This window comes from Arthrobacter sp. FW306-06-A, from assembly GCF_021870055.1.
Taxonomy (GTDB): Bacteria; Actinomycetota; Actinomycetes; order Actinomycetales; family Micrococcaceae; genus Arthrobacter.
Map to the genome: position 1 here is coordinate 78,084 of NZ_CP084552.1, position 22,953 is coordinate 101,036.

At 65.9% G+C, this 22,953-nt stretch carries 22 protein-coding genes and 1 pseudogene; 14 read left to right on the forward strand and 9 right to left on the reverse strand.

Going from position 1 to position 22,953, the window contains the following annotated elements; all coding sequences use genetic code 11:
* The first annotated feature begins 36 nt into the window (after nt 1-36).
* Nucleotides 37-1,668, forward strand: coding sequence for a polyprenol phosphomannose-dependent alpha 1,6 mannosyltransferase MptB (gene mptB / locus LFT49_RS00400; protein ID WP_237429372.1), 1,632 nt, complete (start codon nt 37-39; stop codon nt 1,666-1,668).
* Here the strand turns inward: mptB and LFT49_RS00405 are convergent.
* A complete protein-coding gene (locus tag LFT49_RS00405) occupies nt 1,665-2,921 on the reverse strand; it encodes a DUF2029 domain-containing protein (protein ID WP_236820907.1) in 1,257 nt (418 codons plus the stop codon). The two genes, mptB and LFT49_RS00405, sit on opposite strands and share 4 nt — an antisense overlap.
* A gap of 28 nt (nt 2,922-2,949) precedes the next feature.
* Complete coding sequence (locus LFT49_RS00410) at nt 2,950-4,239, reverse strand: glycosyltransferase family 87 protein (protein ID WP_237430575.1); 1,290 nt, start codon at nt 4,237-4,239, stop codon at nt 2,950-2,952.
* A gap of 354 nt (nt 4,240-4,593) precedes the next feature.
* Here LFT49_RS00410 and LFT49_RS00415 point away from each other — a divergent pair, with 354 nt between their 5' ends.
* The gene (locus LFT49_RS00415; RefSeq protein WP_236820908.1) at nt 4,594-4,797 is read left to right on the forward strand and encodes a hypothetical protein; all 204 of its coding nucleotides are present in this window, start codon (nt 4,594-4,596) and stop codon (nt 4,795-4,797) included.
* A 146-nt stretch (nt 4,798-4,943) separates the two neighbouring features.
* Here the strand turns inward: LFT49_RS00415 and LFT49_RS00420 are convergent, their stop codons facing one another.
* Nucleotides 4,944-5,195: a DUF3072 domain-containing protein gene (locus LFT49_RS00420; RefSeq protein WP_237429373.1), complete on the reverse strand. Its 252-nt coding sequence runs from the start codon at nt 5,193-5,195 to the stop codon at nt 4,944-4,946.
* Nucleotides 5,196-5,315: 120 nt separating this feature from the next.
* Here LFT49_RS00420 and LFT49_RS00425 point away from each other — a divergent pair, with 120 nt between their 5' ends.
* Both LFT49_RS00425 and LFT49_RS00430 read left to right on the forward strand, forming a co-directional pair.
* Nucleotides 5,316-6,188 (forward strand): NAD(P)-dependent oxidoreductase, encoded by an 873-nt coding sequence (locus LFT49_RS00425; protein WP_237429374.1) that lies wholly within the window; start codon nt 5,316-5,318, stop codon nt 6,186-6,188.
* Between the two features lie 220 nt (nt 6,189-6,408).
* A complete protein-coding gene (locus tag LFT49_RS00430) occupies nt 6,409-7,788 on the forward strand; it encodes an MFS transporter (protein ID WP_236820909.1) in 1,380 nt (459 codons plus the stop codon).
* A gap of 229 nt (nt 7,789-8,017) precedes the next feature.
* Here the strand turns inward: LFT49_RS00430 and LFT49_RS00435 are convergent, their stop codons facing one another.
* On the reverse strand, nt 8,018-8,818 hold the full coding sequence (locus LFT49_RS00435) for an IclR family transcriptional regulator (RefSeq protein ID WP_236820910.1): 801 nt from the start codon (nt 8,816-8,818) through the stop codon (nt 8,018-8,020).
* A gap of 121 nt (nt 8,819-8,939) precedes the next feature.
* On the opposite strand from LFT49_RS00435, the gene LFT49_RS00440 reads away from it, so the two are divergent.
* The 8 genes and pseudogenes from LFT49_RS00440 to LFT49_RS00475 form a co-directional block, all read left to right on the forward strand.
* The gene (locus tag LFT49_RS00440; RefSeq protein ID WP_236800462.1) at nt 8,940-9,443 is read left to right on the forward strand and encodes a tripartite tricarboxylate transporter TctB family protein; all 504 of its coding nucleotides are present in this window, start codon (nt 8,940-8,942) and stop codon (nt 9,441-9,443) included.
* Between the two features lie 2 nt (nt 9,444-9,445).
* Entirely contained in the window at nt 9,446-10,948 is a 1,503-nt protein-coding gene (locus LFT49_RS00445) for a tripartite tricarboxylate transporter permease (protein ID WP_236800463.1), read from the forward strand.
* Nucleotides 10,949-11,006: 58 nt separating this feature from the next.
* Nucleotides 11,007-12,020: a tripartite tricarboxylate transporter substrate binding protein gene (locus LFT49_RS00450; RefSeq protein ID WP_236800464.1), complete on the forward strand. Its 1,014-nt coding sequence runs from the start codon at nt 11,007-11,009 to the stop codon at nt 12,018-12,020.
* 31 nt (nt 12,021-12,051) lie between these two features.
* Entirely contained in the window at nt 12,052-12,681 is a 630-nt protein-coding gene (locus LFT49_RS00455; protein WP_236800465.1) for a methyltransferase, read from the forward strand.
* Nucleotides 12,682-12,718: 37 nt separating this feature from the next.
* A complete protein-coding gene (locus LFT49_RS00460; protein WP_236800466.1) occupies nt 12,719-13,498 on the forward strand; it encodes an NAD(P)-dependent oxidoreductase in 780 nt (259 codons plus the stop codon).
* Nucleotides 13,499-13,577: 79 nt separating this feature from the next.
* The gene (locus tag LFT49_RS00465) at nt 13,578-14,915 is read left to right on the forward strand and encodes a TRAP transporter large permease subunit (RefSeq protein ID WP_236820914.1); all 1,338 of its coding nucleotides are present in this window, start codon (nt 13,578-13,580) and stop codon (nt 14,913-14,915) included.
* A 9-nt stretch (nt 14,916-14,924) separates the two neighbouring features.
* Nucleotides 14,925-15,182: a hypothetical protein gene (locus LFT49_RS00470; protein WP_236820915.1), complete on the forward strand. Its 258-nt coding sequence runs from the start codon at nt 14,925-14,927 to the stop codon at nt 15,180-15,182.
* Between the two features lie 70 nt (nt 15,183-15,252).
* Nucleotides 15,253-15,897 (forward strand): annotated as a pseudogene (locus LFT49_RS00475) (cyclase family protein); the annotation flags it as partial.
* Between the two features lie 136 nt (nt 15,898-16,033).
* Here LFT49_RS00475 and LFT49_RS00480 read toward each other — a convergent pair.
* Complete coding sequence (locus LFT49_RS00480; protein ID WP_237429375.1) at nt 16,034-17,017, reverse strand: trypsin-like serine peptidase; 984 nt, start codon at nt 17,015-17,017, stop codon at nt 16,034-16,036.
* Between the two features lie 243 nt (nt 17,018-17,260).
* The gene (locus LFT49_RS00485) at nt 17,261-17,842 is read right to left on the reverse strand and encodes an MOSC domain-containing protein (RefSeq protein ID WP_237429376.1); all 582 of its coding nucleotides are present in this window, start codon (nt 17,840-17,842) and stop codon (nt 17,261-17,263) included.
* A 104-nt stretch (nt 17,843-17,946) separates the two neighbouring features.
* Here LFT49_RS00485 and LFT49_RS00490 point away from each other — a divergent pair, with 104 nt between their 5' ends.
* Nucleotides 17,947-18,909 (forward strand): alpha/beta hydrolase, encoded by a 963-nt coding sequence (locus LFT49_RS00490; protein WP_237429377.1) that lies wholly within the window; start codon nt 17,947-17,949, stop codon nt 18,907-18,909.
* Here the strand turns inward: LFT49_RS00490 and LFT49_RS00495 are convergent.
* The 3 genes from LFT49_RS00495 to LFT49_RS00505 all read right to left on the reverse strand — a co-directional run bounded on the left by LFT49_RS00495 (nt 18,906) and on the right by LFT49_RS00505 (nt 22,252).
* Nucleotides 18,906-21,275 (reverse strand): ATP-binding cassette domain-containing protein, encoded by a 2,370-nt coding sequence (locus LFT49_RS00495; protein WP_237430576.1) that lies wholly within the window; start codon nt 21,273-21,275, stop codon nt 18,906-18,908. The genes LFT49_RS00490 and LFT49_RS00495 overlap by 4 nt on opposite strands.
* Before the next feature lie 111 nt (nt 21,276-21,386).
* On the reverse strand, nt 21,387-21,806 hold the full coding sequence (locus LFT49_RS00500) for a VOC family protein (protein ID WP_236800473.1): 420 nt from the start codon (nt 21,804-21,806) through the stop codon (nt 21,387-21,389).
* Nucleotides 21,803-22,252: a helix-turn-helix transcriptional regulator gene (locus LFT49_RS00505; RefSeq protein ID WP_237429378.1), complete on the reverse strand. Its 450-nt coding sequence runs from the start codon at nt 22,250-22,252 to the stop codon at nt 21,803-21,805. The genes LFT49_RS00500 and LFT49_RS00505 overlap by 4 nt, the downstream gene beginning before the upstream one ends.
* A 220-nt stretch (nt 22,253-22,472) precedes the next feature.
* On the opposite strand from LFT49_RS00505, the gene LFT49_RS00510 reads away from it, so the two are divergent.
* Nucleotides 22,473-22,862 carry a CBU_0592 family membrane protein gene (locus tag LFT49_RS00510; RefSeq protein ID WP_236800475.1) on the forward strand — a complete coding sequence of 130 codons (390 nt, stop codon included), beginning with the start codon at nt 22,473-22,475 and terminating at the stop codon, nt 22,860-22,862.
* Nucleotides 22,863-22,953 lie beyond the last annotated feature (91 nt).

Genomic DNA, 22,953 nt, shown 5'->3' on the forward strand with positions numbered 1-22,953 from the left:
GAGCAGTGCCGTAACGAAGTAGGGGACCACACAATCATGACGGCAGGCGGGTCGCACCTCAGGACATCGGAAAGCAGGCCGGGCACCTCGGCCGACGCTTCCATGCCTGCCAAGGGTCGTGCCTACCTGGCAACCCTCGAGGGTTTCATCGGCGCCCTCATGATGTTCGTCGGCTCCATCGGAACGGGCTGGATCGCCAACGGTTCCCCCATGATCCGCCAGCCTGTGGTGATCGCGCTCCGCACCGAAGGCTGGGGGGTGGCGGTGTCCACTGTGCTGCTGACGGCCGGCGCCATGCTGCTGATGCGCTCGTGGCTGCGCCTGGGCCAGCGGCTGGGGGACTGGGGACAGTCGTCCCTGCGTTCCGTGGTGGTGGCCATCTCCGCGTGGTCCCTGCCCCTGCTGTTCTGCGTGCCGGTCTTTTCCCGCGACGTCTACGCTTACACCGGCCAAGGCAGACTGGTGATGGAGGGCCAGAACCCGTACGAGGTGGGCATTTCCACCCTCAACAACTGGTTCGCTTTGGGCGCCGATCCCGCCTGGGCCGAAAACCGGACCCCCTACGGCCCCTACTTTCTGTGGCTGGCGCGGGCGGTGGTGGGACTGACGGGAGCCCAGCCGGACGCGTCCGTCCTGCTCTTCCGGCTGCTGGCCGGCGTCGGGGTGCTGCTGTGCGTCATCTACGTGCCCAAACTGGCCGAACTGCACGGCATCAACGGTGCGCGCGCCCTCTGGATCTCCGTGGCCAACCCGCTCTTCCTGATCAGCTTCATCGCCAGCGCCCACAATGATGCCCTGATGGTGGGTCTCGCCGTCGCGGGCGTGTACCTCGCCGCCACCCGCCGCTACCTGCTTGGCATCCTCCTGGTCACCGCCTCCATCGGCATCAAGCCCATTACCGTGCTGCTGCTGCCGTTCATCGGCATCATGTGGGCCGGTCCTTCCGCCACCTGGCCGCGCAAGTTCCTGATGTGGGCCGCGACGGCGGGCATCAGCTTCGGCGTCCTGGTCCTCAGCGGCATCCCATTCAATCTGGGCATCGGATGGACCTGGGCCATCATGGATCCCACCCCCGGCTACACCGGCTACTCACCGTCAGGCTTCCTCGGCCAGCAGGTGGAGATGCTCGCCAACGCGCTGGGACTGCCCGGCGGGACGCTGGCCACGTGGCTGCGGACCGCCATGAAGTGGGCCGCCATCGCCCTGGTCCTGCTGCTGATGTTCCGCGGCGACTACTCCCGGGCGGTGCGCCGGATGGCCCTGGCGTTCACCGCCGTCGTGATGCTCTCGCCCATCATCCAGCCCTGGTACATCCTGTGGTTCCTGCCGTTCCTTGCCGTCACCGGGATCCGGGACGACTGGCAGATCCGGTCGCTGTACGTGGGCGTGACGTTCTTTGTCGTGTTCGGCGCCCAGGACCAACTCTCGGTCTGGTCCTTCGTGGAACTGCCCATCGACGCCTCGTCCCTGGCGTTCTTCACCGCCCTGGCGTTCACGTTCTACCTGCTGGTTTTGGACGTCCACACGCGCAAACTGCTCATCGAAGGCAAACCGCTGGACCTGGCCCGCCGGGGCTGGGAGTGGGCTCTGGAACGCCGGGCCCAGCGCCGGGCAGCGGCCGCCCGCCAGGGCGACAGCGCCGCCGTCGAACGCCGCGAAGCCCCTTAGGCTCCCGCCGGAACCGTCGCTGCAGTCTTCCGTCCCAGCTCGGCCGTCCGCTTCACCGACCACCACAGCAGCACCACCAGGAGCACGTTGCGGGTGGTGAGGATGGCGGCCATGACCGGGTGGGCGTGGATGAGCGGGGTGTAGAACAGGGGGTAGATCACGAAGGTTGTCATGGCGATGCCCATGAGCAGGGCCGCCGGGACTTTCCACCGCTCCCAGTCGTGCGTCAGGCCCGCAATGATCACCGGGGCCAGCCAGATGATGAACTGCGGCGAGCCCACCTTGTTGAACACAATGAACGCGGTGACCATCATGAGCGAACCCTCAAGGAAGAGTTCCTCACGCTCCGCGCCGCGGCGCATGGCCCGCACCAGCAGGATGGCCGCGGTGACGGCGGCGAGGATCAGCAGCGGCTGCATGAGGAACGCCGCGGTGCTGGCTCCCGGCCCGTAGACCTCGGTGGAGTTGATGGCCGTGTTGTCCGCCATTTTCGAACCGGCGATATGGAACACGCTCAACCAGACCCAGGGGGTGGAGAACGTTGCCTCGAGCTGCATGCCGCGCTCGCCCTGGTTCAGGAGGAAGTCCATGATGTGCGGGAGACCGCCGGACAGCCACGTCCCCAGGCCCACGACGGCGGTGACGGCAACGCCGGCGAGCACCACCTGGAGGCGCTTGTGGCTTGCGATGACGATGGGCACCAGGACGGCGGCCGGCCACACCTTGATCCACGTGGCAATGCTGAGCAGAAGGCCCGCCACCACGGGCCGTTCGGCGGCGTAGAGCAGGGCGATCAGCACGATCGGGGCCGTGATGCCTTCCACCCGGGCGAAGCTCAGGTAGCCCATGAAGACCGTGAAGAACAGCCACCACCAGGCCGGCGCAACGCCCGTCACTTTCCGAGGGCCCCGGGTGAGGTAGAGCAGGCCGACGGCGTTGAGCGCCGCGATGATCAGGAACCAGACCAGGAGGTAGAGACTGGGCCCGGCAAGATTGGCGAGGAAGATGGGGATCTGCGCCAGCACCGGATAGACCCAGGGGCTGATCTTGCCGGTCAGGTCCGCCGGGTTGTAGCCGTCCATGGCCCACTGCCGGTACTGCTCGGTGTCGCTGAACGTATCGCCGTTCAGGAAGAAGGACGCCATCCAGCCCAGGAAATAGAGATGGACGACGGCGAAGCCCCACCAGACACTGGACGGGCGGGCGAACCAGTCCACCACTTTTGCCGGGAGCAGTTTGGTGCGGACCGTCACCAGGCGGTCAAAGAACCTCGTGGAAATCTTAGGTCTCCTTGAGCGCGGGGGCAGGTGCGGCCGTCTTCTTGCCCAGCGAGTAAAGGCGCCGGACGCTCCACAGGAACAGCACCACCAGCAGGACGTTGCGGATGGTCAGCACCAGCGCCATCCAGGGGTTGTTGTGGCTGAGGGCATCGTAGAAGAGGGGGTAGATGAAGTACGTCGCCACGGCGATGGCGATCAGCATCAGTGCCGGGACACGCCATTCCCGCCAGCTGTGGGCAAGGCCGACGGCGACGGCGGGGCCCAGCCACACCATGAACTGCGGGGAGCCCACCTTGTTGAACACCACGAAGGCGGTGGCCAGGGTCAGCGCGCCGGCCAGGAGCAGTTCGGTGCGGTCCACACCGCCGGCCACCCTGTGCTGCTTGCCGTTGTGCAGGGCCCAGAAGGTCAGCCCGGCCACCAGTACGGCGGCCAGGACCAGGAGCGGCTGCATGAGGACGGACATGATGGCGGTGCCCGGCCCGTCCACCTGCATCGAGTTGATGTCCGTATTCATGTACATGCGGGAGCCGCCCACGTTCAGGACGGAAAGCCAGAGCCAGGGGGTGGTGAAGGTGGCCTCGAGCTGCATTCCGCGGTCACCTTGTTGCGTGAGGAAGTTCAACAGCTTGGGAACGCTGCCCAGCACGGCTGCCAGCGCAACCACTCCGACGGTGGTCACCACCCCTGCCAGCACCACCAGCAGGCGGTTCTTCACGACGGCGAAGAGGGCCAGCATGATGGCCGCCGGCCACACTTTCACCCAGGTGCCGATGGCCAGCAGGACCGAGGCAACAAACGGGCGCTGGACGCCGTAGGCCAAGGCAACCAGGACCAGCGGCGCGGTCAGCCCGTCAACGCGGGCGAAGCCCAGCCAGCCCATCAGGAAGGTGAACACCAGCCACCACCAACCGGCAGGGATGGCCTGTTTGTTCCGGCCGCGATCCGTCAGCTTCAGGAGCGCCCAGCCGTTGAGGAGCGTGGTCATGAGGACCCAGACGAAGAAGAACAGCGCAGGTCCCGCCAGCCCTGCGATCGCCATGGGGATCAGCGCCAGGATGGGGTAGACCCAAGGGCTGGGGCCGCCCCTCAGGTTGGCGTCGTTGAACCCCGCCATGGCCCAGTCGCGGTAAATGAAGGTGTCACTGAACGCCTCGCCGCGCAGGGAGAGCGAAGCCGCGAAGACCAGGAAGACAAGATGGACCACGATGAAGCCGCCCAGCAGCCCGCGCCCCGTGTTCAATCCGTTCCGCACCGGGGTGGGGAGGATGAGGTTGCGGATCCTGGTCAGATTGCCGAAAAGAGCGTCGGTGGAAATGGCGGAATCCTTGTCAGGTCGTTGCACAGTCAGCGGTCGCGCAATAATGGCTCGGGTCATGCCGCAAAGCGGGTTGCGGGAGGCGGCGGAGGCCTCGAAAACCGACTGCCACTCCTGTTCAACTCTAATTGACGGCGCTTCAGGGGTGTAATTGTCAGGACATGGCCGGTAGTCTGACGCCTGACCTGCGGGCTTTATGTAAAGTTGATGGTTCAAGCATGCTCGGGCACCATGGATCGAGGCGCTGAGGCGTCCGCCGCCGATGCAGCCAGGGGGAGCGCAGGGCGGTGCATGACCACCACCCCCGAAGAAACAAAAGGCAACTCCATGAACTTCCCCTTGACCCTCACCGTGTCCGACCGCCAAAGCATGGACAGCGAACTCGACGCCGCCGTCGCAGCCGCTAAGGCCCATGCGCTCAGCGGCAAGCGCCACGGCATCCTGGTAACCCGCCACGGCGTGAACCAGTTCACCGTTGACCTCAGCGAGACGGTTCCCTTCGGCGTCACCCGTGAGTGCCAGGCCTGGTAAGGCTCCTTTTCAGCGGGCTTTCGTCACCCAACCTCCGGTAGCCGCCGCTGGGCAGTCGCCTTTCGCACAGGTGTCTTTGGCGCAATCCTGTCTTTAGGCACCATCCTGCGCTGCCGCCGTCGTCAGCGTGTTGCGGCTCCGGCAGCCTAGCTGCCGGCCCCGTCGCCGGCCACGCGGTTGCTGCGCTGCTGCAGCCGGTCGATGTGCTTTGACGCCTCAGCCTTGCTCATGTCCGCGGGCAGTTCCTCCCCGGCCTCGCGCGCCAGCGTGTCGAGGTAGCTGCGCTGTGCCGCCGTCATGGGTTCGTCCCCGGTCACCCAGTCTTCCGGGTCCCTGTTGAGGCCTGCATTGGGTTCGGGTTCCGGGCTGCCGATTGTTTCCTGGTTGCTGTCGCTCATGGGTACGAGTCTAGGCGGGGGCGCCGACATTCCGCTGGAACGCTGTTTGCATAAGTGAGTGAATCCTGGAGACGTTGAGTTGGTAGGGAAAGCCAAACCTGGACCAAGGAGGACTGCTCAATGGATACGAAGCTCAAAGTGGCTGTGCTGGGAACCGGAATCATGGGGGCGGCCATGGCCCGCAACCTCCTGCGTGCCGGTCACGACGTCTCCGTGTGGAACCGGGATCCGGCAAAACCCGAACCGCTGGCTGCAGACGGCGCACACCGGGCCGCCAACCCCGCCGAAGCAGTGGCAGATGTTGATGTGGTCCTGACCATGCTGTACGACGCCGCCGCGGTGGAGCAGGTCATGCGCTCCGCGGCCCCGGGGCTCAAGGCCGGTACGGCCTGGGTTCAGTCCACCACCGTGGGCGTGCGGGACGTACCCGTCCTGGCTGGCCTGGCCGGCGAGCTTGGCCTGGACCTAGTGGAGGCGCCGGTCTCAGGTACGCGCGGTCCTGCCGAAGCCGGCCAGCTGCTGGTCCTTGCCGCCGCGCCCGAAGCTGTGCGCCGGCGCGTGGAGCAAGTCCTCGACGCCATCGGCGCCCGCACCATCTGGACTGGGGAAGACGCCTCAACCGGATCGGCAGCCCGCCTCAAGCTCGTGGTCAACAGCTGGGTCATCGCCGCCTCCAACGCCGCCGGGGAAGTGGTTGCGCTCGCCGAAGCCCTTGGGGTCGATCCGCAGCAGTTCCTCGGCGTGATCGAAGGCGGCGGCCTTGACCTTCCTTACTTGCGGACCAAGATGGGCCTCATCATGGAAGACGGCCTGGACCCCGCCTCCTTCGCAGTGGATACGGCGTGCAAGGATGCCCACCTCATTGTCGATGCGGCTGCTGAGCAGGGCGTGAAGCTCGACGGCGCGGAAGCTTTCGCCGCAAGGTTGGACCGGGTGTCGGAGCAGGGTCGGGCCAAGCAGGACATGGCTGCGGCCTATTACGCCAGCCGGTAGCAGGCAGGGTCCTTCCGAGGAACGGCCGGGACCGCGGGGAGAATGGGGGATAACGCTTGCCCGTTGACGTAACGGGGGTCACCTTCTATATTGGATGAATCGATTCAAGAGCTGTCGCTTCAGGTCCGGTTGGACCAATTCCGGCGCAGACACAGCCAAGAACACCTGCTGAGCCCAGCGGTTCCGGTTCCTTGCCAATGAAGACGAAGGACATAAGCACATGAGCACCACCCCCACCCGCGTCGCCGTTCCCAGCCAGGGTGTTGACGCCCCTTCGCGGGATCCGCGGAAAGCGGCGATGAGCGGCTGGATCGGAAGCGCCCTGGAGTACTACGACTTCGCGTTGTACTCATTGGCGGCAACGCTGATCTTTCCCTCCATCTTCTTTCCTTCGGAGAACCCAACCGTCGGGATCATCGCCTCCCTTGCCACGTATGCCGTGGGCTACGTGTCCCGTCCGGTGGGCGCCGTCGTCCTGGGTGCCTACGGTGACCGGCACGGACGCAAGAAGGTGCTCGTCTTCGCCATGCTGCTTATGGGCTTCGCGACCTTCGCTGTGGGGCTGCTGCCCACGTACGGCCAAGTAGGCCTCCTGGCGCCGGCGCTCCTGGTGATCCTTCGCCTGATCCAGGGCTTTGCCGTGGCCGGGGAATTGGGTGGCGCCAGTGCCATGATCGTCGAGCACTCTCCCGATGCCAAGCGCGGCTTCTTTGCAAGCTTCAGCCTGCAGGGCACCCAGGTGGGCTCCATCCTTGCCACCGCGGTCCTGCTCCCTCTCGCCGCAGTCCTCCCGGCCGACCAGTTCGGCAGCTGGGGCTGGCGCATCCCGTTCCTGCTCAGCGCCGTCGTGATCCTGGCCGGGTACTTCATCCGGCGCCGCGTGCAGGAACCGCCCACGTATGTGGCGCAGTCCGGTGCCGGTGAAACCAAGCGCCGCTTTCCCCTCGTGGAACTCCTGCGCACCCGCCCCGGGGTCCTGGTCCGCTGCGTCCTCATGACCTTCACCAACGTCATCGGCATGGCCACGTTGATCTTCGGTGTCTCCTACGCCACCCAAAAGGGCTACGGCAATGGCTTCTCAAGCAGTGAGTTCCTGTGGGTCACGCTGGTGGCCAACATCGCGGCCGTGGCGACCATCCCGCTGTTCGGCGCGCTGAGCGACCGGGTTGGCCGGCGGATGCTCATGGCGGCCGGCGGCATGGTCGGAGGCCTGCTGGTGGGCGTTTACCTGTGGGCCATCGAGCAGGGAAGCCTTCCGCTGGTCTTCGTCTGCGTGGTAATCGTGCAGGGCATCTTCTTCCAGATGTGGAACGCCACGTTCGCCACGTTCTTCCAGGAGCAGTTCCCCATGCGGATCCGGGTGACCGGTTTTGCGGTATCGCAGAACATCGGGCTCATGATTGCCTCGTTCTTTCCCAGCATCTTCACGGCGATCGCGCCTCCAGGATCCGCCAATGTACCGCTTACGATCGGCTTGACCACGCTGGGCATCTGCCTGGTCTCTGCGGTGGCCACCCTGATGTCGAGCGACACCAAGGGCACTTCGCTGGAGGACCTTGAGGCGCCGAGGGCCGGCCGGGCCGGAAACCTGCACGCATAACTTCACCATCGACCTGAAAAGGAGGGGACAGCCGGTGGCTGTCTCCTCCTTTTCCCGCGCCTGCCCATGGAGCCCTTCTCCGGCAGGTCCGTCACGCTGGGCACGCTTTCAGTCAGCGTACGACGGCGGTGGCCCGCGTTTCCGGGGTACCCCCGCCAAGGGTGGGCCGAAGGCGTGCCGTGCGTGACGCCGTCGTCCGCCTTCCTGCAGTGGGCCGGAGGGCTGCCGCTCAGTAGACGGAGCCCTCCAGCAGTTCGGAGAGTCGCCTGGCGGCACGGCGCAGTTCCGGAACGTTGGCTTTGATCTTCTCCTCGGTCGTCGCCTCCGCTGGGCAGTTCAAAGCCATTGATTCGTTGGCGCGGCCGGCTCTGTTCGTCAATGCCACCCCTACGGAGAGCACGCCAACCACACGCTCATTCGCAGAATAGGCGTAGTCACAACCAGGTTCGGGCAGCCGTGACTTCAGTTCCTCAACCGTGAATCCCTGCTCCTCGTGACCGGAGGCGATAGCGGCCGCTACCACCTGCTGGAGTTCGGCATCGGAGGCGCCCGCGATCAGGATCTTTCCGGCCGCGCCACGAGTCAGGGGGAGGCGTTTACCCAGGGGCAGGTCATACTGCATGGGCGCTTCGCCTTGAACCCGTGCCACCAGGATCCGCTCAAACCCGAGCCGGGTGTGCAGGGAAACAGACATTCCGGTCTGGGCCGCGAGCTGCTGCAGAACCGGACGTCCCGCGACCGCCAAGGGATCGTTTTCCAGGAAACTCTTTGCCGCCGGCAGGACGGCGGGGCCGATCCGGTAGGACTTGTCCGTTTGGCTCACCATTCCGAAATCCTGCAGCACCCGGAGGATCCTCAGCGTGGTGGGCAGGCTCATGCCGCAGTTCCGCGCCAGATCACTGAGCCGCTGCGGCCGCTCGGCCCGCTGCAGCTCGGCAAAGACCTCCATGGCCCTCGAAAGGGAGCGCATGTTCGAGGACTTGGGGCTCTCTTCTGCCGTGCTGGCCGGGGTGGAAGTCGTGGTTTCCATTCTTTCATTGTATGTAAGGTTACTTGCGCTTGACAGCATCTGTGTCTCCTGTCACTATTTCTCAGTACGCAATATAGTTTCATTCTGTGAAACGCAATGACGCGCTGTGAAAAGGAAGCTCATGACAACGGAGTCAGTCACGACGAAAGCAGGCAGCACCATCCGGATTGCTCCCGGTGTGCTGGCGGGAATTGGCGCCTTCGCCGCCGTCGGCATCTACGTCCTGGTCAGCTCGTTGGGCCTGGGCCTTTGGACGTCCTTGGGCCCGGGCGCCGGACTGTTCCCCTTCGCGATGGGGACGCTCCTGGTGGCGATGTCGGCAGTCTGGCTCCTCCAGGAACTCCGCCGGCCGAGCGCCAGAGGTGAAGGTGTGGACAAAGGAGTGGTCATTTCCGTCGTGGCCAGCCTGGTCATCCTGGCGTCCGTGATGGACCTGCTGGGCTTCCAGCTGAGCATGTTCGCGTTCCTGCTCTACCACCTGAAAATCCGCGGACACCGGGCGTGGGTGCCCTCCCTGATCATCGCCCTGGCGGGGAGCGTCGGCGCCTTTTACGCCTTCAACTACGGCCTGAACGTGGCACTCCCGGTTTCGTCACTCGCTCCGCTGAACCTGATCGGACTTTAGGCATGGAAACCCTCAATGAACTCCTTGGCGGCTTTGCCACCGCCATGACCTGGCAGAACCTGATTTTTGCCTTCCTCGGCTGTTTGCTGGGCACCATCATCGGGGTCCTGCCCGGTGTAGGACCAGTGGCAGGCGTGGCCCTGCTGATCCCGATCACGCTGAATTTGGACCCTGCGGGGTCGATCATCATGCTCTGCGCCATCTTCTACGGCACCCAGTACGGCGGCACCATCACCAGCGTCCTGCTGAACACCCCCGGTGAAGCGTCGTCCGCGATTACCACCATCGACGGCTACGCCATGACCAAGATCGGCAGGGCAGGGGCCGCGCTGACGCTGGCCGCGGTCGGGTCCTTCATCGGCGGCACCATCGCCACCGTAGGCCTGGTGGCGGCGGCCAAGCCTCTCGGTGAAATGGGACTCCTGGTCGGCCCGCCCGAGTTCTTCGCGCTCATGGTCGTCGGGATCTCGCTGCTGGTGGCCCTGGCCGGAAAATCCCTGGTCAAGGCCGTGATTTCCGGCGCGCTGGGCCTGCTGATCTCCATGGTGGGCATCGACCCCGTGGCAGGCGCCCCCCGCTTCACCTTTGGCATCGACAACCTTCTGGACGGCGTGAGCTTCGTGGCCGTCATCGTGGGTGTCTTCGGGCTCTCGGAAATCCTCTCCTTCCGCCGGAACGACGTAACCCCCATCGTCCACGCTCCCGGTTTCCGGCAGCTGTTCCCATCGCGGACCGAGTGGCGGCGAAGCGCTCCGTCCATGGCCCGCGGCACCGGCGTCGGCTTCGGCCTTGGCCTGATCCCGGGCATGACCGGATCGGTGTCCTCCCTGCTGTCCTACGCCGCCGAGAAGAAGTTTTCCCGCTTCCGCCACGAGCTCGGCAAGGGCGCGGTGGAAGGTGTGGCCGGCCCCGAAACCGCCAACAACGCCCACGCCAACGCGGCACTCATCCCGCTGTTCACCCTGGGCATCCCGGCATCGCCCACCATTGCGGTGCTGATGGGAGCCTTCCTCCAGCAGGGCCTCACACCGGGGCCCAGCCTGTTCACCGAGCACTCGGATATTGCCTGGGCAATCATCGCCAGCCTCTTCATCGGAAACGTCATCCTGCTCCTGCTCAACGTTCCGCTGGTGGGACTGTGGACCTCCATCCTGCGCGTCCCCACCCCCATCCTGACCGCCGTGATCCTGCTGTTCATGGTCATCGGCGCCTACACCATCAACTTCAGCGTCTTCGACGTCTACGTCATGGTCGGCTTCGGCCTCCTGGGCCTTGCACTGCGGAACCTCGACATTCCGCTGGCCCCGATGGTCCTCACCCTGGTGCTGGGCCCCCTGATGGAACGCTCGCTGCGCGAATCGCTGGAGATTTCCCAGGGCGATTTCAGCGTCTTCCTCAGCCGGCCAATCTCAGCCGTGCTGATCGCCGTCGGCCTGCTGATCCTCTGCAGCCCGCTGCTGAAAATCCGCAAGCCCAAAGCCCTCACCGAGGACCCCGAAGCCTAAGACTCCCCAACAAACACCCATCCCCGCTCCATCCGCATCACTTCAAAGGAGAAGACCCTTGTCACGCAAGAAAATCATTGCTGCCTTCGCAGCAGCATCCCTGATCGCCCTCACCGGCTGCGGCGCCAACGCCAACGCCGGCGCCTCCAACTCGACCGCAGGTGCCACCGACTTCCCGAAAAAGGGGAAGTCCATCGACCTGATCGTCGCGTTCTCCTCCGGCGGCGCCGTGGACACGGCCGCCAGGCTGATCCAGCCCGTCCTGGAGAAGGAACTCGGCACCAAGGTCGAAGTGGTCAACAAGCCCGGCGCAGGCGGCCAGATCGGCTACACAGCGCTGACCAGCGCCAAGCCGGATGGCTACACCATCGGCGCGACGGGCTCACCGTCCGTCGTCGTCTCGCCGCTCGATCCCGCCCGCGGCGCAAAGTACACCCGGGACAGCTTCAAGCCGTTGGGCCGGCAGGTCTTTGACCCCGCCGTTATCGCCGTGCAGCCGGACAGTCCCTACAAGACGCTGAAGGAACTCCTGGACGCCGAGAAGGCCACCCCCAAGTCCCTCACCGCCAGCACCACCGGCATCCAGACGGGCGAGCACTTCGCCTTGGCCCAGATCCAGCAGGTCACCGGCTCCGAGTTTGCCCCGGTCCACTTCTCCGAAGGGGCCTCGCAGGCAACCACCGCGTTCCTCGGCAAGCACGTGGACGTCCTGGTGGCCAACGTCAGCGACGTGAACGACCTCACCAAGCAGGGCAAGGCCCGCGTCCTGGGTGTCATGAGCGCCGAACGCTCTCCGGCGCTGCCTGACGTGCCCACCTTTAAGGAATCCGGATACGACGTCGAAGCGGGCACCGCCCGTGGCTACTCCGCACCGGCCGGACTCCCCGATGCCGTTGCCAAGAAACTCGAAGCTGCCCTTGAGAAGGCCATCGAAGACCCGGCCGTAGTGCAGAAGATGAAGGACCTGGGCCTGCAGACCAGCTACCTCACGGCCAAGGACTACGAACAGATGTGGGCCGGCCAGGAAGGCGACTTCAAGCAGGTCCTCCCGCTGGTCCAGAAAAAAGACTGATCCACCCGCCCCACCCACCGAAAGAACCCCTATGACAACCCCAGCCCTTGACACTGTTGACGTTGACTTCGCCCGGCCGGACCGGGACGTAGTGGACCGCCTCGCCAAGCTGCCCGCCGCGAACATCGGCGATGCCATGGACCGGCTCGGCGTAGCCGACTCGGCCATCCAGGCCGTCTGGCCCGGTGCAAAGCTCGCAGGACCGGCCTTCACGGTGTGGACCCGGCCCGGAGACAACAAGGGAATCCACGCCGCCCTGCAGCAGGTGCGGCCCGGGGACGTCATTGTCGTTGCCGGCGGCGGCGATGAGTCCCGCGCCCTGCTGGGGGAACTAATAGGGGAGCGCGCCATCAACCTCGGCGTCGCGGGCTTTGCGCTGGACGGAGCAGCGCGCGACGCCGAGGCGCTGGGTGAGATCGGCATGCCGGTCTTTGCCCGGGCTACTTCGCCGGCAGGTCCTTACAAGGACGGTCCGTTCCGAATGGGCACCGCCGTCGCCTTTGGCGGTGTTCCTGTCCTGCCAGGCGACATCATCATCGGAGACTCCGACGGCGTGGTGGTGGTTCCCCGCGAACAGGCAAACGCCGTCGCCGAAGCAGCGGAGGCCGTGTTCGCGGACGAAACCAACCGCCGTCAAACCATCGTCGCGGCACGCTCCTAGCCGCCGCACCTTTCCAAGCAAGAAAGACACCAATTCCATGACAGCATGCACCGTCATTGGCCTCGGCGAAGCCGGCGCCACCTACGCCGCGGCACTTACCGCTGCCGGCCACGCGGTCACTGGGTTCGACCCCGTGGCAGCGTCCACCCCCGCCGGCGTCACCCGCGCCGCCACCGCTGCAGAAGCCTGTGAAGGGGCCGATATCGTCCTGGTGATGACCGGAGCCGCAGCTGCCCGCAGTGTAGCCCAGGAGTGCCTGCCGGTCCTGGCCCCCGGCAGCTGCTACGCCGACTTCACCTCCTCATCGCCCGGCGTCATGCAGGAACTCGGGCAGCTGCCCACCCAGGCCGCCTTCGCCGACGTCGCCATCCTCGGCCCGGTCTCAGCGCTGGGGGAGAAGACGCCCTTGATGGTCAGTGGCCCCGGCGCCCAGGCCGTCGCCGCCCTGCTGGAACCCCTGGGCGTCCAGGTGGAAATCGCCGACGGCGGCCCCGGGGCGGCCATGGCGCACAAGCTGCTGCGCAGCGTCCTCATGAAGGGCCTGGCCTCCGTGGTGGTCGAGGCCGTCACGGCAGGCAAGGCCGCAGGCCTCGAGGACTGGATCCGCGCCCAGATTGCCGGGCAGCTTGCCGGTGACGGCCAGGCCGTTATCGACAGGTTCCTCACCGGCACCGCCAAACATGCCGCCCGCCGGTCCAGGGAGATGCAGGACACCGCCGGCTACCTCTCGGACCTTGGCGTCCCCGCAGAGATGACAACCGCTTCCGCCAATGCCTTGACCCGCATCGCGCACGCAACGGAACCGGCCTTGCGCTGACCGCCCGGTCGGGCACAATCAGGAACAGGCAACACATGATTTCCACAACAACCGGCATTCCGCCGTCAGGAGCAGCAGCATGATCGGTATCTGGGCACTCGGCGCCTATCTGGCCGTCATCCTGCTCTGGACCACCTTGATCAAGCGCAGCGTGGGGGAAGCGATGATCCTGGGATTCCTGGTGGTCCTCCCGTTCACCGGCGCAGCCGCGGCGCAAGTTGGATGGTCGGCACTCTATTCGGCTGCAACTGACGAAATTGTCTACGCCACCATGGCCTTCGTTTTCATGGGCTACCTGCTGGACAAGGGCGGCGTCCTGGACAGGTTGATCGACCTGCTCAACTCCCTGATTGGCGGCGTGAAGGGCGGGCCGGCATGGGTTTCGACAGTGGCTTCAGCGGGGCTGGGCGGCGTGGTCCACAACCAGGCTGCGATCGCCGCGACCGTGGGGTCGGTCACCATCCCCTGGATGGAGAAGTCCCGGCTGGACAAGCCCGCGGCCGCCACCCTTGTGGCAGGCAACGCGGGGATGGGCATTACCTTCCCGTTCAGCGCCTCCATGTTCGTCCTGGTCGGTTCAGCCACGGTGGGGCCCCTCCTGAACATCAACGCGCTGGTCCTGCCACTGCTTTTCGGCGGCCTGTGGTGCTTCCTGCACCGGCTCATCGTCACTTGGCTGCTGATCCGCAAAAGCGGGATGGCACCCCTTGATGCAGCCCACCGGATGTCCGTCCGGGCCGCTTTCGGCCAGGGCTGGGCCACCCTCCTGCTGTTCGTCGTCGTCGCCATCCCGCTGGTCATCACCTCGGGATTCCTCACGTCGGCGCTCTCGGACTGGACCGGTGGTGACGTCAGCAAGTCCGTCAGCGTGATCGTCTGGATCCCTGTGGTCCTGCTCATCACAGGTGCCCTGCTGGGGCGGAAACAACTGCCACGCACCGGCCGCGCCTGGGTCGAACTGCTCCAAGGCTCTGCACCGCGCTTCGGAATTGTTGGCGTGACGGTGGTCTTCGCTTTCGCCGGTGCCAATGCGCTCGCCGCCACCGGCCTTCCCAAGCAGATGACGGCACTCCTGAACGGCATGAACCTCCCCCTCTGGCTGCTCGCCATCCTGATCGGCCTGATCGTCATCGCCGTCGCGGCCCCGCTGTCCGCCACGGCCACCATGGCCGCCGTCGGGACGGTTGGCGTCGCAGCCCTCGTCGCGGCCGGTGTTCCGGCCACCACGGCCGCCGTCGCCGTCCTGGTTTTCTCCTCCTGCGAAGCGGCGGTCCCGCCCGGCGGCGCCCCGCTCTATGTTGCCTGTGGCATAGCGGACGTCAACCCCATCAAGACCTTCGCGCGCCTGCTCACCCACTACGCCCTGCCCCTGCTGGTCATCGGCGTGTTGATCATCCTCGGCGTCCTGCCGATCTAAGGAACCACCATGGACACATCTCGAAGAGTCACCGAAACCGTCTTCGTCATCACCCTCGGAGCGCTCCTCATCGGTGGCGTTCTGTTTGTGGCAGGGCAGGCCGCTGGGCTGGTGGCCGGCCAGGGCGGATGGCTCGATTTCTTCAATAACTTCATCAAGCCCCCCATCTGCATTGCGGCGTCCGTCTGCGCGGTGGCCGGGTTCCTGCTCAGCTACAAGCGCCCGCAAAAGCAGTCGCCGCAGCAACAGGAAGCAACCACCCGATGACCGGGCACAAACAGTTTCCGCGCTTCGCCGATCTCCTGCAGCGGGAAGGCGGGTTGTCAGGGACATCCTGGACGACGTGGGCTTCTATAACGGCACCGCGGATGACCGGATCACTGAAGGCACCCCGGACCTCGGCATCCAGGAATGGGCGGAACACCCGATCACCGGCCGGGCCGTGCTCGTCGACGTGGAGGGGTACCGGAACGCTGCGGGAGAGCCGATCGACCACGCTGCCGGGGAACCTCTCACCCTGGGCCTGGTCCAGGCAGCCATGGCGGCGCAATCCATCACCACCCGTCCCGGCGACATTCTCATGCTCCACACCGGCTGGTGCGAATGGTTCCTTGCGCTTGGTCCGGAGGAGAAGCAACGCATCCGCGAGAGCCGCAAGGCGTCCGGTGTGGCACAGTCGGAGGAGTTCGTGGCCTGGGCGTGGGACAGCCAGTTCGCTCTTGTCGCCGCGGACAACTTCGCGTTCGAATGCCTGCCAGCGGTACCTGAGAGCCCGTACCGGTCTTCGGCCACCAACGACCACGGCATGATGCACCAGCAACTCCTGGCCAAACTCGGCCTGCCCTTGGGCGAACTCTGGAAACTCACGCCCCTGGCCCGGCACATGAGGACCACCGGCAGCTGGGATGCCTTCATCAGCATCAAGCCCCTGAACATCACCGGGGCTACCGGTTCCCCGGCCAACGCCACAGCCATCACCTGACCCCGACCACTGGGGAGTGCCCTCCGTGACGCCACAGAAAGGTCCGGCCGGTGTGAGTCACCGACCGGACCTTTCTGCGTTCATTGTGAAGCCGGCGTGGATCAGCGGAAGATGCCGGGCATCGCCGTCGTCCGCTTTAAGGGGCTGAGGACGCGGCGTTGTACGCCTGCTGGATCACTGAACCCCAGTACGGGCCGTACATCTTGGTGGAGTTGCTGCCGTAGCCGTAGCTGTTGACCGAGTTCTGGTAGCCGCTGGAGCTGGTGCCGATGAACCACGGCCCGCCCGAGGAACCGCCCGTCATGTTGCAGGGAATTCCCTGGCTGTTGAACTGGGGGTTGTAGGGATCGTTGGTGGCGGTGCCGGAGCAGCTTTTCAGGGATTCGCCGTTGAACGGTGAGGCTGCCGGATAGCCGAATGCCTTGTAGGCGAGGCCGCGGGCGGCGTTGAAGCTCACCCCGGAGGCCCCGACGACGTCGGCGAGGTTGCGGCCGTTGAGCTGGCTTACTACGGCAAAGCCCGTGTCATACTCCATGCTGCCGGACGAGCTCCACTGGGTTGGGGCGTAAAGCGCCTTGGCGGTCCACTTTCCGTAGGGTGCGGAGCCATTCAGGTATGCAGGAACAAACGTGAATTTGGTGGCAAAGGCTCCGGGTCCTTCATTGAGGCAGTGGCCGGCGGTGGACACGGTGTTCCGGTTGGCCGATGCCACCGAGTTTGCCGAGCAGACATAGTTCGTGCCGCCGAGGGTGAAGAACACCTTGCCGATGTGGGACACGGGGCTTTCGCTGGCGTTGGCCTTGGTCTGGATCTGGGGTGCCGAGCCCTGGATCTTGGTCTCCGGGACCTTAGCCTGCTCCGGGAGGATGGCCGGGCTGGACTGTTGCCGGTCCACAGCCTTTTTCGCCAGAACGTCCGCCGGGATGGCCGAGCGCATGCGTTCGGGCGTCCAGTAGTCGGCGCCGGTTGTGTCGGCGAGGGCCATGCTGCTGACGCCGGCAACGTCCTTGGTGTCCGGCGATGCGGGCGCCGCCGTTGCCTGACCCGCTGAGCAGAGGGCGAACAGTGCTGCTGTTGTGAGGCTCATGAGGCTTGTGGCCAGAGTCCTGGGTGATGTCATAGCTGTCCTCGGTAGGTTCGGGTGAAGCGGACCTGATGTGGTTCGCTGGGGATGAACCTATCCCGGTATGACAAAGTTGTAAATAAGATTCCTGAATCAGTTATTCGCTCAACTAATCTGTAATCCCAGGCTTGCGGCGCAGGGTGTGGGGCTCGCCGGTGAGTTCCTCAAGCCGGTCCGCCGGACTGCCGTGGAGCTTCAGGACCAACAGGATGCAGGTCCCCCGCCGCGGGGCGCCCGGATCTACGGCAGGCGGGATGGCCGCAGCAGGGTCGCTTCGCCGGCCCGGTCCGTGTGCAGCGGTACCGGACTGACCAGCACCGCAGGGCCCCGGTGCAGGAAGCCGCTGGAGACGGCCCGGCAGCGGATGCCCCCGCGGCCCCGCATGGCCGGATGCGCGCCGGGCGCCAGCATCTCGTTCATCCACGCACAAGGCTGGGCGTGCCGGCCGCCGTGCAGGGACACCGCAGACCCGCCGGATTCCAGCGTGAAGTCCTGCCCCAGCAGGGGCGCCAACTGGGCTCCGCGGAGCACCACGTTCCGGCGGGTCAGCAGGGGATCGAACGGCCGGGCGCCCAGCTCGGCGGCGATGGCTTCGAGGGATTCGACGGCGAACAGGGTCACCGCGGCGTCCATGTGCGCGGCCTTGCCAAAGAACCGGTCACCCACGATGCCCTTGCCGGCCACCACCTCCGCCTGGTCTGCATCAGTGGTGGGAACGTCGGCGGCACCGTCCCGGGCACGGCCGAAATAGGCATGCGCGGGGGACACCAGCAGATGCAGGATCTCGACGTCGTACCGGTAGGTCCCCAACCGTTCCCTCACCTCGCAAGCTCGGCCAGGGAACCCTGCGGCCGCGGGCCCTGGTAAAACCAGCGTAGGGCAGGCCGGCATTGAAATCCCGCGCTTCGGTGGCAGGATCAGGAACCATGGACACCTCATCCTCCCCGGCCGCCGTCGCGCCGCCCAGACGGCGGACGGCTATTTTCTGGGTATCAGTGGTCTGCGCCGCGGCCCTCTCGGGGGTTGCCGTGTGGATGCTGGCCGGGAACCCCGCCGTCCTGGCCGGTCATCCGCTGCTGCCGGGAATCCTGCTGGCGGCCAGCGCCGCGGGCGTGGCTTGGGCGGTCCTGCTGTGGCTGCGCCGGGATGTTCCCCGGCCCCGCTCCCTACCCAGGATTGTTGGCGCATGGTTGGGCCGGTTGGCCGTTCTGGCGTTCGCTGCCGGGCTTGCCTGGCTCAACCCCTTTGCCTACCAGCCGGGAGCGACGGCGGAGGCGGGCCCGACGTCGGACTTCAGCGTCACCGAAACGAACGCCGCCGTCACCATGTCACCCGAGGGGAGCGCCACTTCCAAGGGCCTGGTCTTCTACCCCGGCGCGCGCGTGGATGCCCGGGCCTACCAGGACATTCTTGCGCCGGTGGTAGGCGCCGGGTACCGGGTGGTCATCCTGAAGGAACCGCTGGGGCTCAGCCTGCTGGACGGCAACCAGGCCCGCGGCGCCATCGGGGACAACCCGGACATCACTACCTGGGCCGTGGGAGGCCACTCGCTCGGCGGTGTCTCTGCATCCTCGTTCGCCCTCCACAACGCCGACATCAAGGGCCTGGTCCTGTACGCCTCCTACCCTGTGGAGTCGCTGCGGGGAAGGACCGGATTGGCCATCCTGTCCGTCTCCGGCAGTAGCGACGGACTAAGCACCCCGGCAAAAATTGACGCCTCCCGCCAACTGCTGCCCGCCGACACGGAATTTGCGGCTGTCAGGGGCGGAGTGCACGCGTTCTTTGGCGATTACGGCAACCAGCCGGGCGACGGCGAACCCGGCGTCAGCCGCCAGGCCGCCCAGCAGCAGATCGCCGCCGCCACCGTCGCCTTCCTGGGCCGCCTTTAGGCCCCCACATACGTTGCCAGGTGCCGCCCGGTGAGCGTTGCCCGCCCGGCCACCAGCTCAGCCGGCGTTCCCTCGAAAACGATCCTGCCGCCGTCGTGCCCTGCTCCCGGGCCGATGTCGATGACCCAGTCCGCGTGCGCCATCACCGCCTGGTGGTGCTCGATCACGATCACCGACTTCCCTGCATCCACGAGCCGGTCCAGCAGGCCCAGCAGCTGTTGGACGTCCGCCAGGTGCAGGCCCACGGTGGGCTCGTCCAGGATGTACACGTCCCCGGTCTCCGCCATTTGCGTGGCGAGTTTGAGCCGCTGGCGCTCGCCGCCGGACAGCGTGGTGAGCGGCTGGCCCAGGGTGATGTAGCCGAGGCCGACGTCCGCCAGCCGCTCAAGGACCTTGTGCGCGGCGGGCGTCTTCGCCTCACCCCCGGCAAAATACGCCAGCGCCGCGTCCACTGACATGTCCAGAACGTCGGCGATGTTCTGCCCGCCCAACGTGTATTCGAGGACGGCGGGCTGGAAGCGGCGGCCCTCGCAGTCCTCGCAGGTGGACTCCACGGTGGCCATGACGCCGAGCTCGGTGAAGATCACCCCGGCGCCATTGCAGGTGGGGCAGGCGCCCTCGGAGTTGGAGCTGAACAGCGCCGGTTTCACCCCGTTGGCCTTGGCGAAGGCCTTGCGGATGGGCTCCAGCAGGCCGGTGTAGGTGGCCGGGTTGCTGCGGCGGGACCCCTTGATGGCGCCCTGGTCGATGACCACCACGCCCTCCCGCTTGGCCAGCGAGCCATGGATCAGCGAGCTCTTCCCCGAGCCGGCCACGCCCGTCACCACGCACAGCACGCCGAGAGGGACGTCGACGTCCACATTCTGCAGGTTGTTCGTGGAGGCGCCCCGGACTTCAAGCGCGCTGGTTGCCTTCCGGACGGATTCCTTGAGTCGGGCGCGGTCGTCCAGGTGCCGGCCGGTGATGGTCCCACTGGAACGGAGCCCGTCCACGTCGCCTTCATAGACAATCTCGCCGCCGCCCGTGCCGGCTTTGGGGCCGAGGTCGACGACGTGATCGGCGATGGCGATCATCTCCGGTTTGTGCTCCACCACCAGCACGGTGTTGCCTTTGTCCCGCAACTGCAGCAGGAGCGTGTTCATCCGCTCGATGTCGTGCGGATGCAGCCCGATGCTGGGCTCATCGAAGACATAGGTGACATCGGTGAGCGAGGAGCCCAGGTGGCGGATCATCTTGGTCCGCTGCGCCTCGCCGCCGGAAAGGGTGCCCGCCGGGCGGTCCAGGGACAGGTAGCCCAGGCCGATCTCGGCGAAGGAATCCAGCAGGTCCCGCAGCCCGGCCAGCAGCGGCCGGACCGAGGGTTCGTCCAGGTCACGGATCCATTTCGCCAGGTCGCTGATCTGCATGGTGCACAGGTCCGCGATGTTCCTGCCATTGATCTTCGAGTTGAGCACTTCCGGGGTGAGCCGGGTTCCGCCGCAGTCCGGGCAGGTGGCGAAGGTGACCGCCCGCTCCACGAAGCGTTTCACGTGCGGCTGCATGGCCTCCACGTCCTTGGACAGCATGGACTTCTGGATCTTGGGGATGATGCCCTCGAACGTGAGGTTGACGCCTTCCACCTTGATCTTGGTGGGTTCGGCGTACAGCATCGTGTCCAGCTGCTTCGCCGTAAACTTGGCGATCGGTTTGTCCATGGGCAGGCCCATGCCCTCGAACAGGCGTCCGTACCAGCCGTCCATCGAGTAGCCGGGGACGGTGAGCGCGCCCTCATTCAGGGACTTGGAATCGTCGTACAGCGCAGTCCGGTCGATGTCGCTGATGTTCCCCATGCCCTCGCAGCGAGGACACATGCCGCCGAGGTAGGTCACCTGGCGCACCACGTTCTTTTCCACCCGGCCGCCCTTTTCCGTGCTCATGATGCCGCTGGCCTTGCGGGTGGGCACGTTGAAGGAGAAGGCGGTGGGCGGCCCGACATACGGTTTACCCAGGCGGCTGAACAGGATCCGCAGCATGGCGTTCGCGTCGGTGGCGGTGCCCACGGTGGAGCGCGGGTTGGCGCCCATCCGCTCCTGGTCCACAATGATGGCGGTGGTCAGCCCCTCCAACCGGTCCACATCCGGCCGGGCAAGGTTGGGCATGAAGCCCTGCACGAACGCGCTGTAGGTCTCGTTGATCATCCGCTGCGACTCCGCGGCGATGGTGGCGAACACGAGCGAGCTCTTGCCGGAGCCGGACACGCCGGTGAAGGCGGTCAGGCGGCGCTTCGGCAGCTCCAGGCTGATGTCCTTCAGGTTGTTTTCCCGGGCGCCCTGCACCCGGATCCGGTCGTGGCTGTCGGCGATGTGCAGCGCCTGCCTGGTCTCCATGTCGGCGTCCGTGCTCAAGGTGTCCCCCTTCTCGTGGAGCGGCGCGGGGCGGAGGCTGCACTGTGAGTCTCCGACCGGCGTCGTCCCTTATATACGTGGCTGTTTATATGCCTAAGGCTGCTGGTTGATGCGGACGGTGTTCCCGGCGGGGTCGCGGAAGGCGCAGTCGCGGATGCCGTACGGCTGGTCGATGGGTTCCTGGACAACGTCGGCCCCGGTCGCCTCCACCTTGGCGAAGGCGGCGTCCACGTCGGGGGCGGAGAGCACGATGGTGGCGTAGGTGCCCTTGGCCATCATTTCGGTGATGGTACGGCGCTCATCCTCGGTGATTCCGGGGTCTACTGCAGGCGGGTGCAGGACGATGGAAACGTCCTTCTGCCCGGCGGGGCCAACGGTAATCCAGCGCATGGTGCCGCGGCCCACGTCGTTGCGGATTTCGAAGCCCAAAGCGTCGCGGTAGAACGCCAGCGAAGCATCGGGATCGGTTGCGGGAAGGAAGGTTGAGGAAATGTTGATGTCCATGGCAGTCATGCTAGTAACGGCTCAGGGGTGGGCGCTTCTCGATTCCTGACCGGTCTGGTGACCTGTTTCGCCACGCAAGCGGGGATCCCCGCCGTCGATCCTCCCGCTTCTTGCTTATATACGCTCGGGGGCATTCCCACCAGTTCGCTGAAGCGGGTGCTGAAAGTCCCCAAGGAGGAACAGCCGACGGCGAAGCACACCTCCGTGACGCTGAGGTCACCCTTGCGCAGCAGTGCCATGGCCCGTTCGATTCGGCGCGTCATGAGGTAGCTGTAGGGCGATTCGCCGTAGGCGAGCTTGAAGCGGCGGCTGAAATGGCCTGCGGACATGTGGACGTCCTTGGCGAGCGATTCGACGTCGAGCGGCTGGGCGTACTCGCGGTCCATCCGGTCCTTGACGCGCCTCAGCTGGACGAGTTCGCGCAGGTACGGATCATTGGCGGGTGTGCTGGTCACAGCTCCGATCGTGCTACGTCCGGGAGGGGTTGTCCAGAGTCCGGACACCGGGGTTCCGGTGGACATTTTGACCCTGCGGCGGAGGGTATGATTATCCCGCTGACCAGCATGAGGTCCTCGCCCGAACAGGGCTCGAGAAACCCGGCACCGGCAAACCAACCCTGTTTCACCCCCTCCTAAACCCTGCCCGAATACTGCTCGGGACCCTTGAAAGGACGCCATGAATCTGCTGTGGGAAATCGCCGGCTGGGCAGGCGCGGTTGCGATTCTCAGTGCGTACCTCGCCGTTTCCATGGGCTGGCTGAAGGCAGGGAAGGGCTTCCAGACAGCGAACCTCTTCGGTTCCGTGGCCTTCATCATCAACGGCACCCTGCACAGCGCCTGGCCGTCCGTGGTCACTAACGTTGCGTGGTTCCTCATCTCCGCGGTGGCGCTGGTCCGGATGCGCTCGGAGGAGGCGGCCGCCGAGCCTGCGGAAGCTGCCCATGTCCAGTACCCGGGCGTTCCGGACTCCACAGGCCAGATGGCCATTGTCGAGGCCCTCACCGACGCCCTGCCTGTGGTGTCCTCGGCGCCGGTAGTGGCGGACGGGCCGCGCCTGGCTCTGTAGCAATCCGGCGGACAGGCGCCGCGGGAATCGCCGGCGTCCACTCCCGCGTGGTACACGATCGTCCATATAGCTGATCGTTTTTGCCATGGGA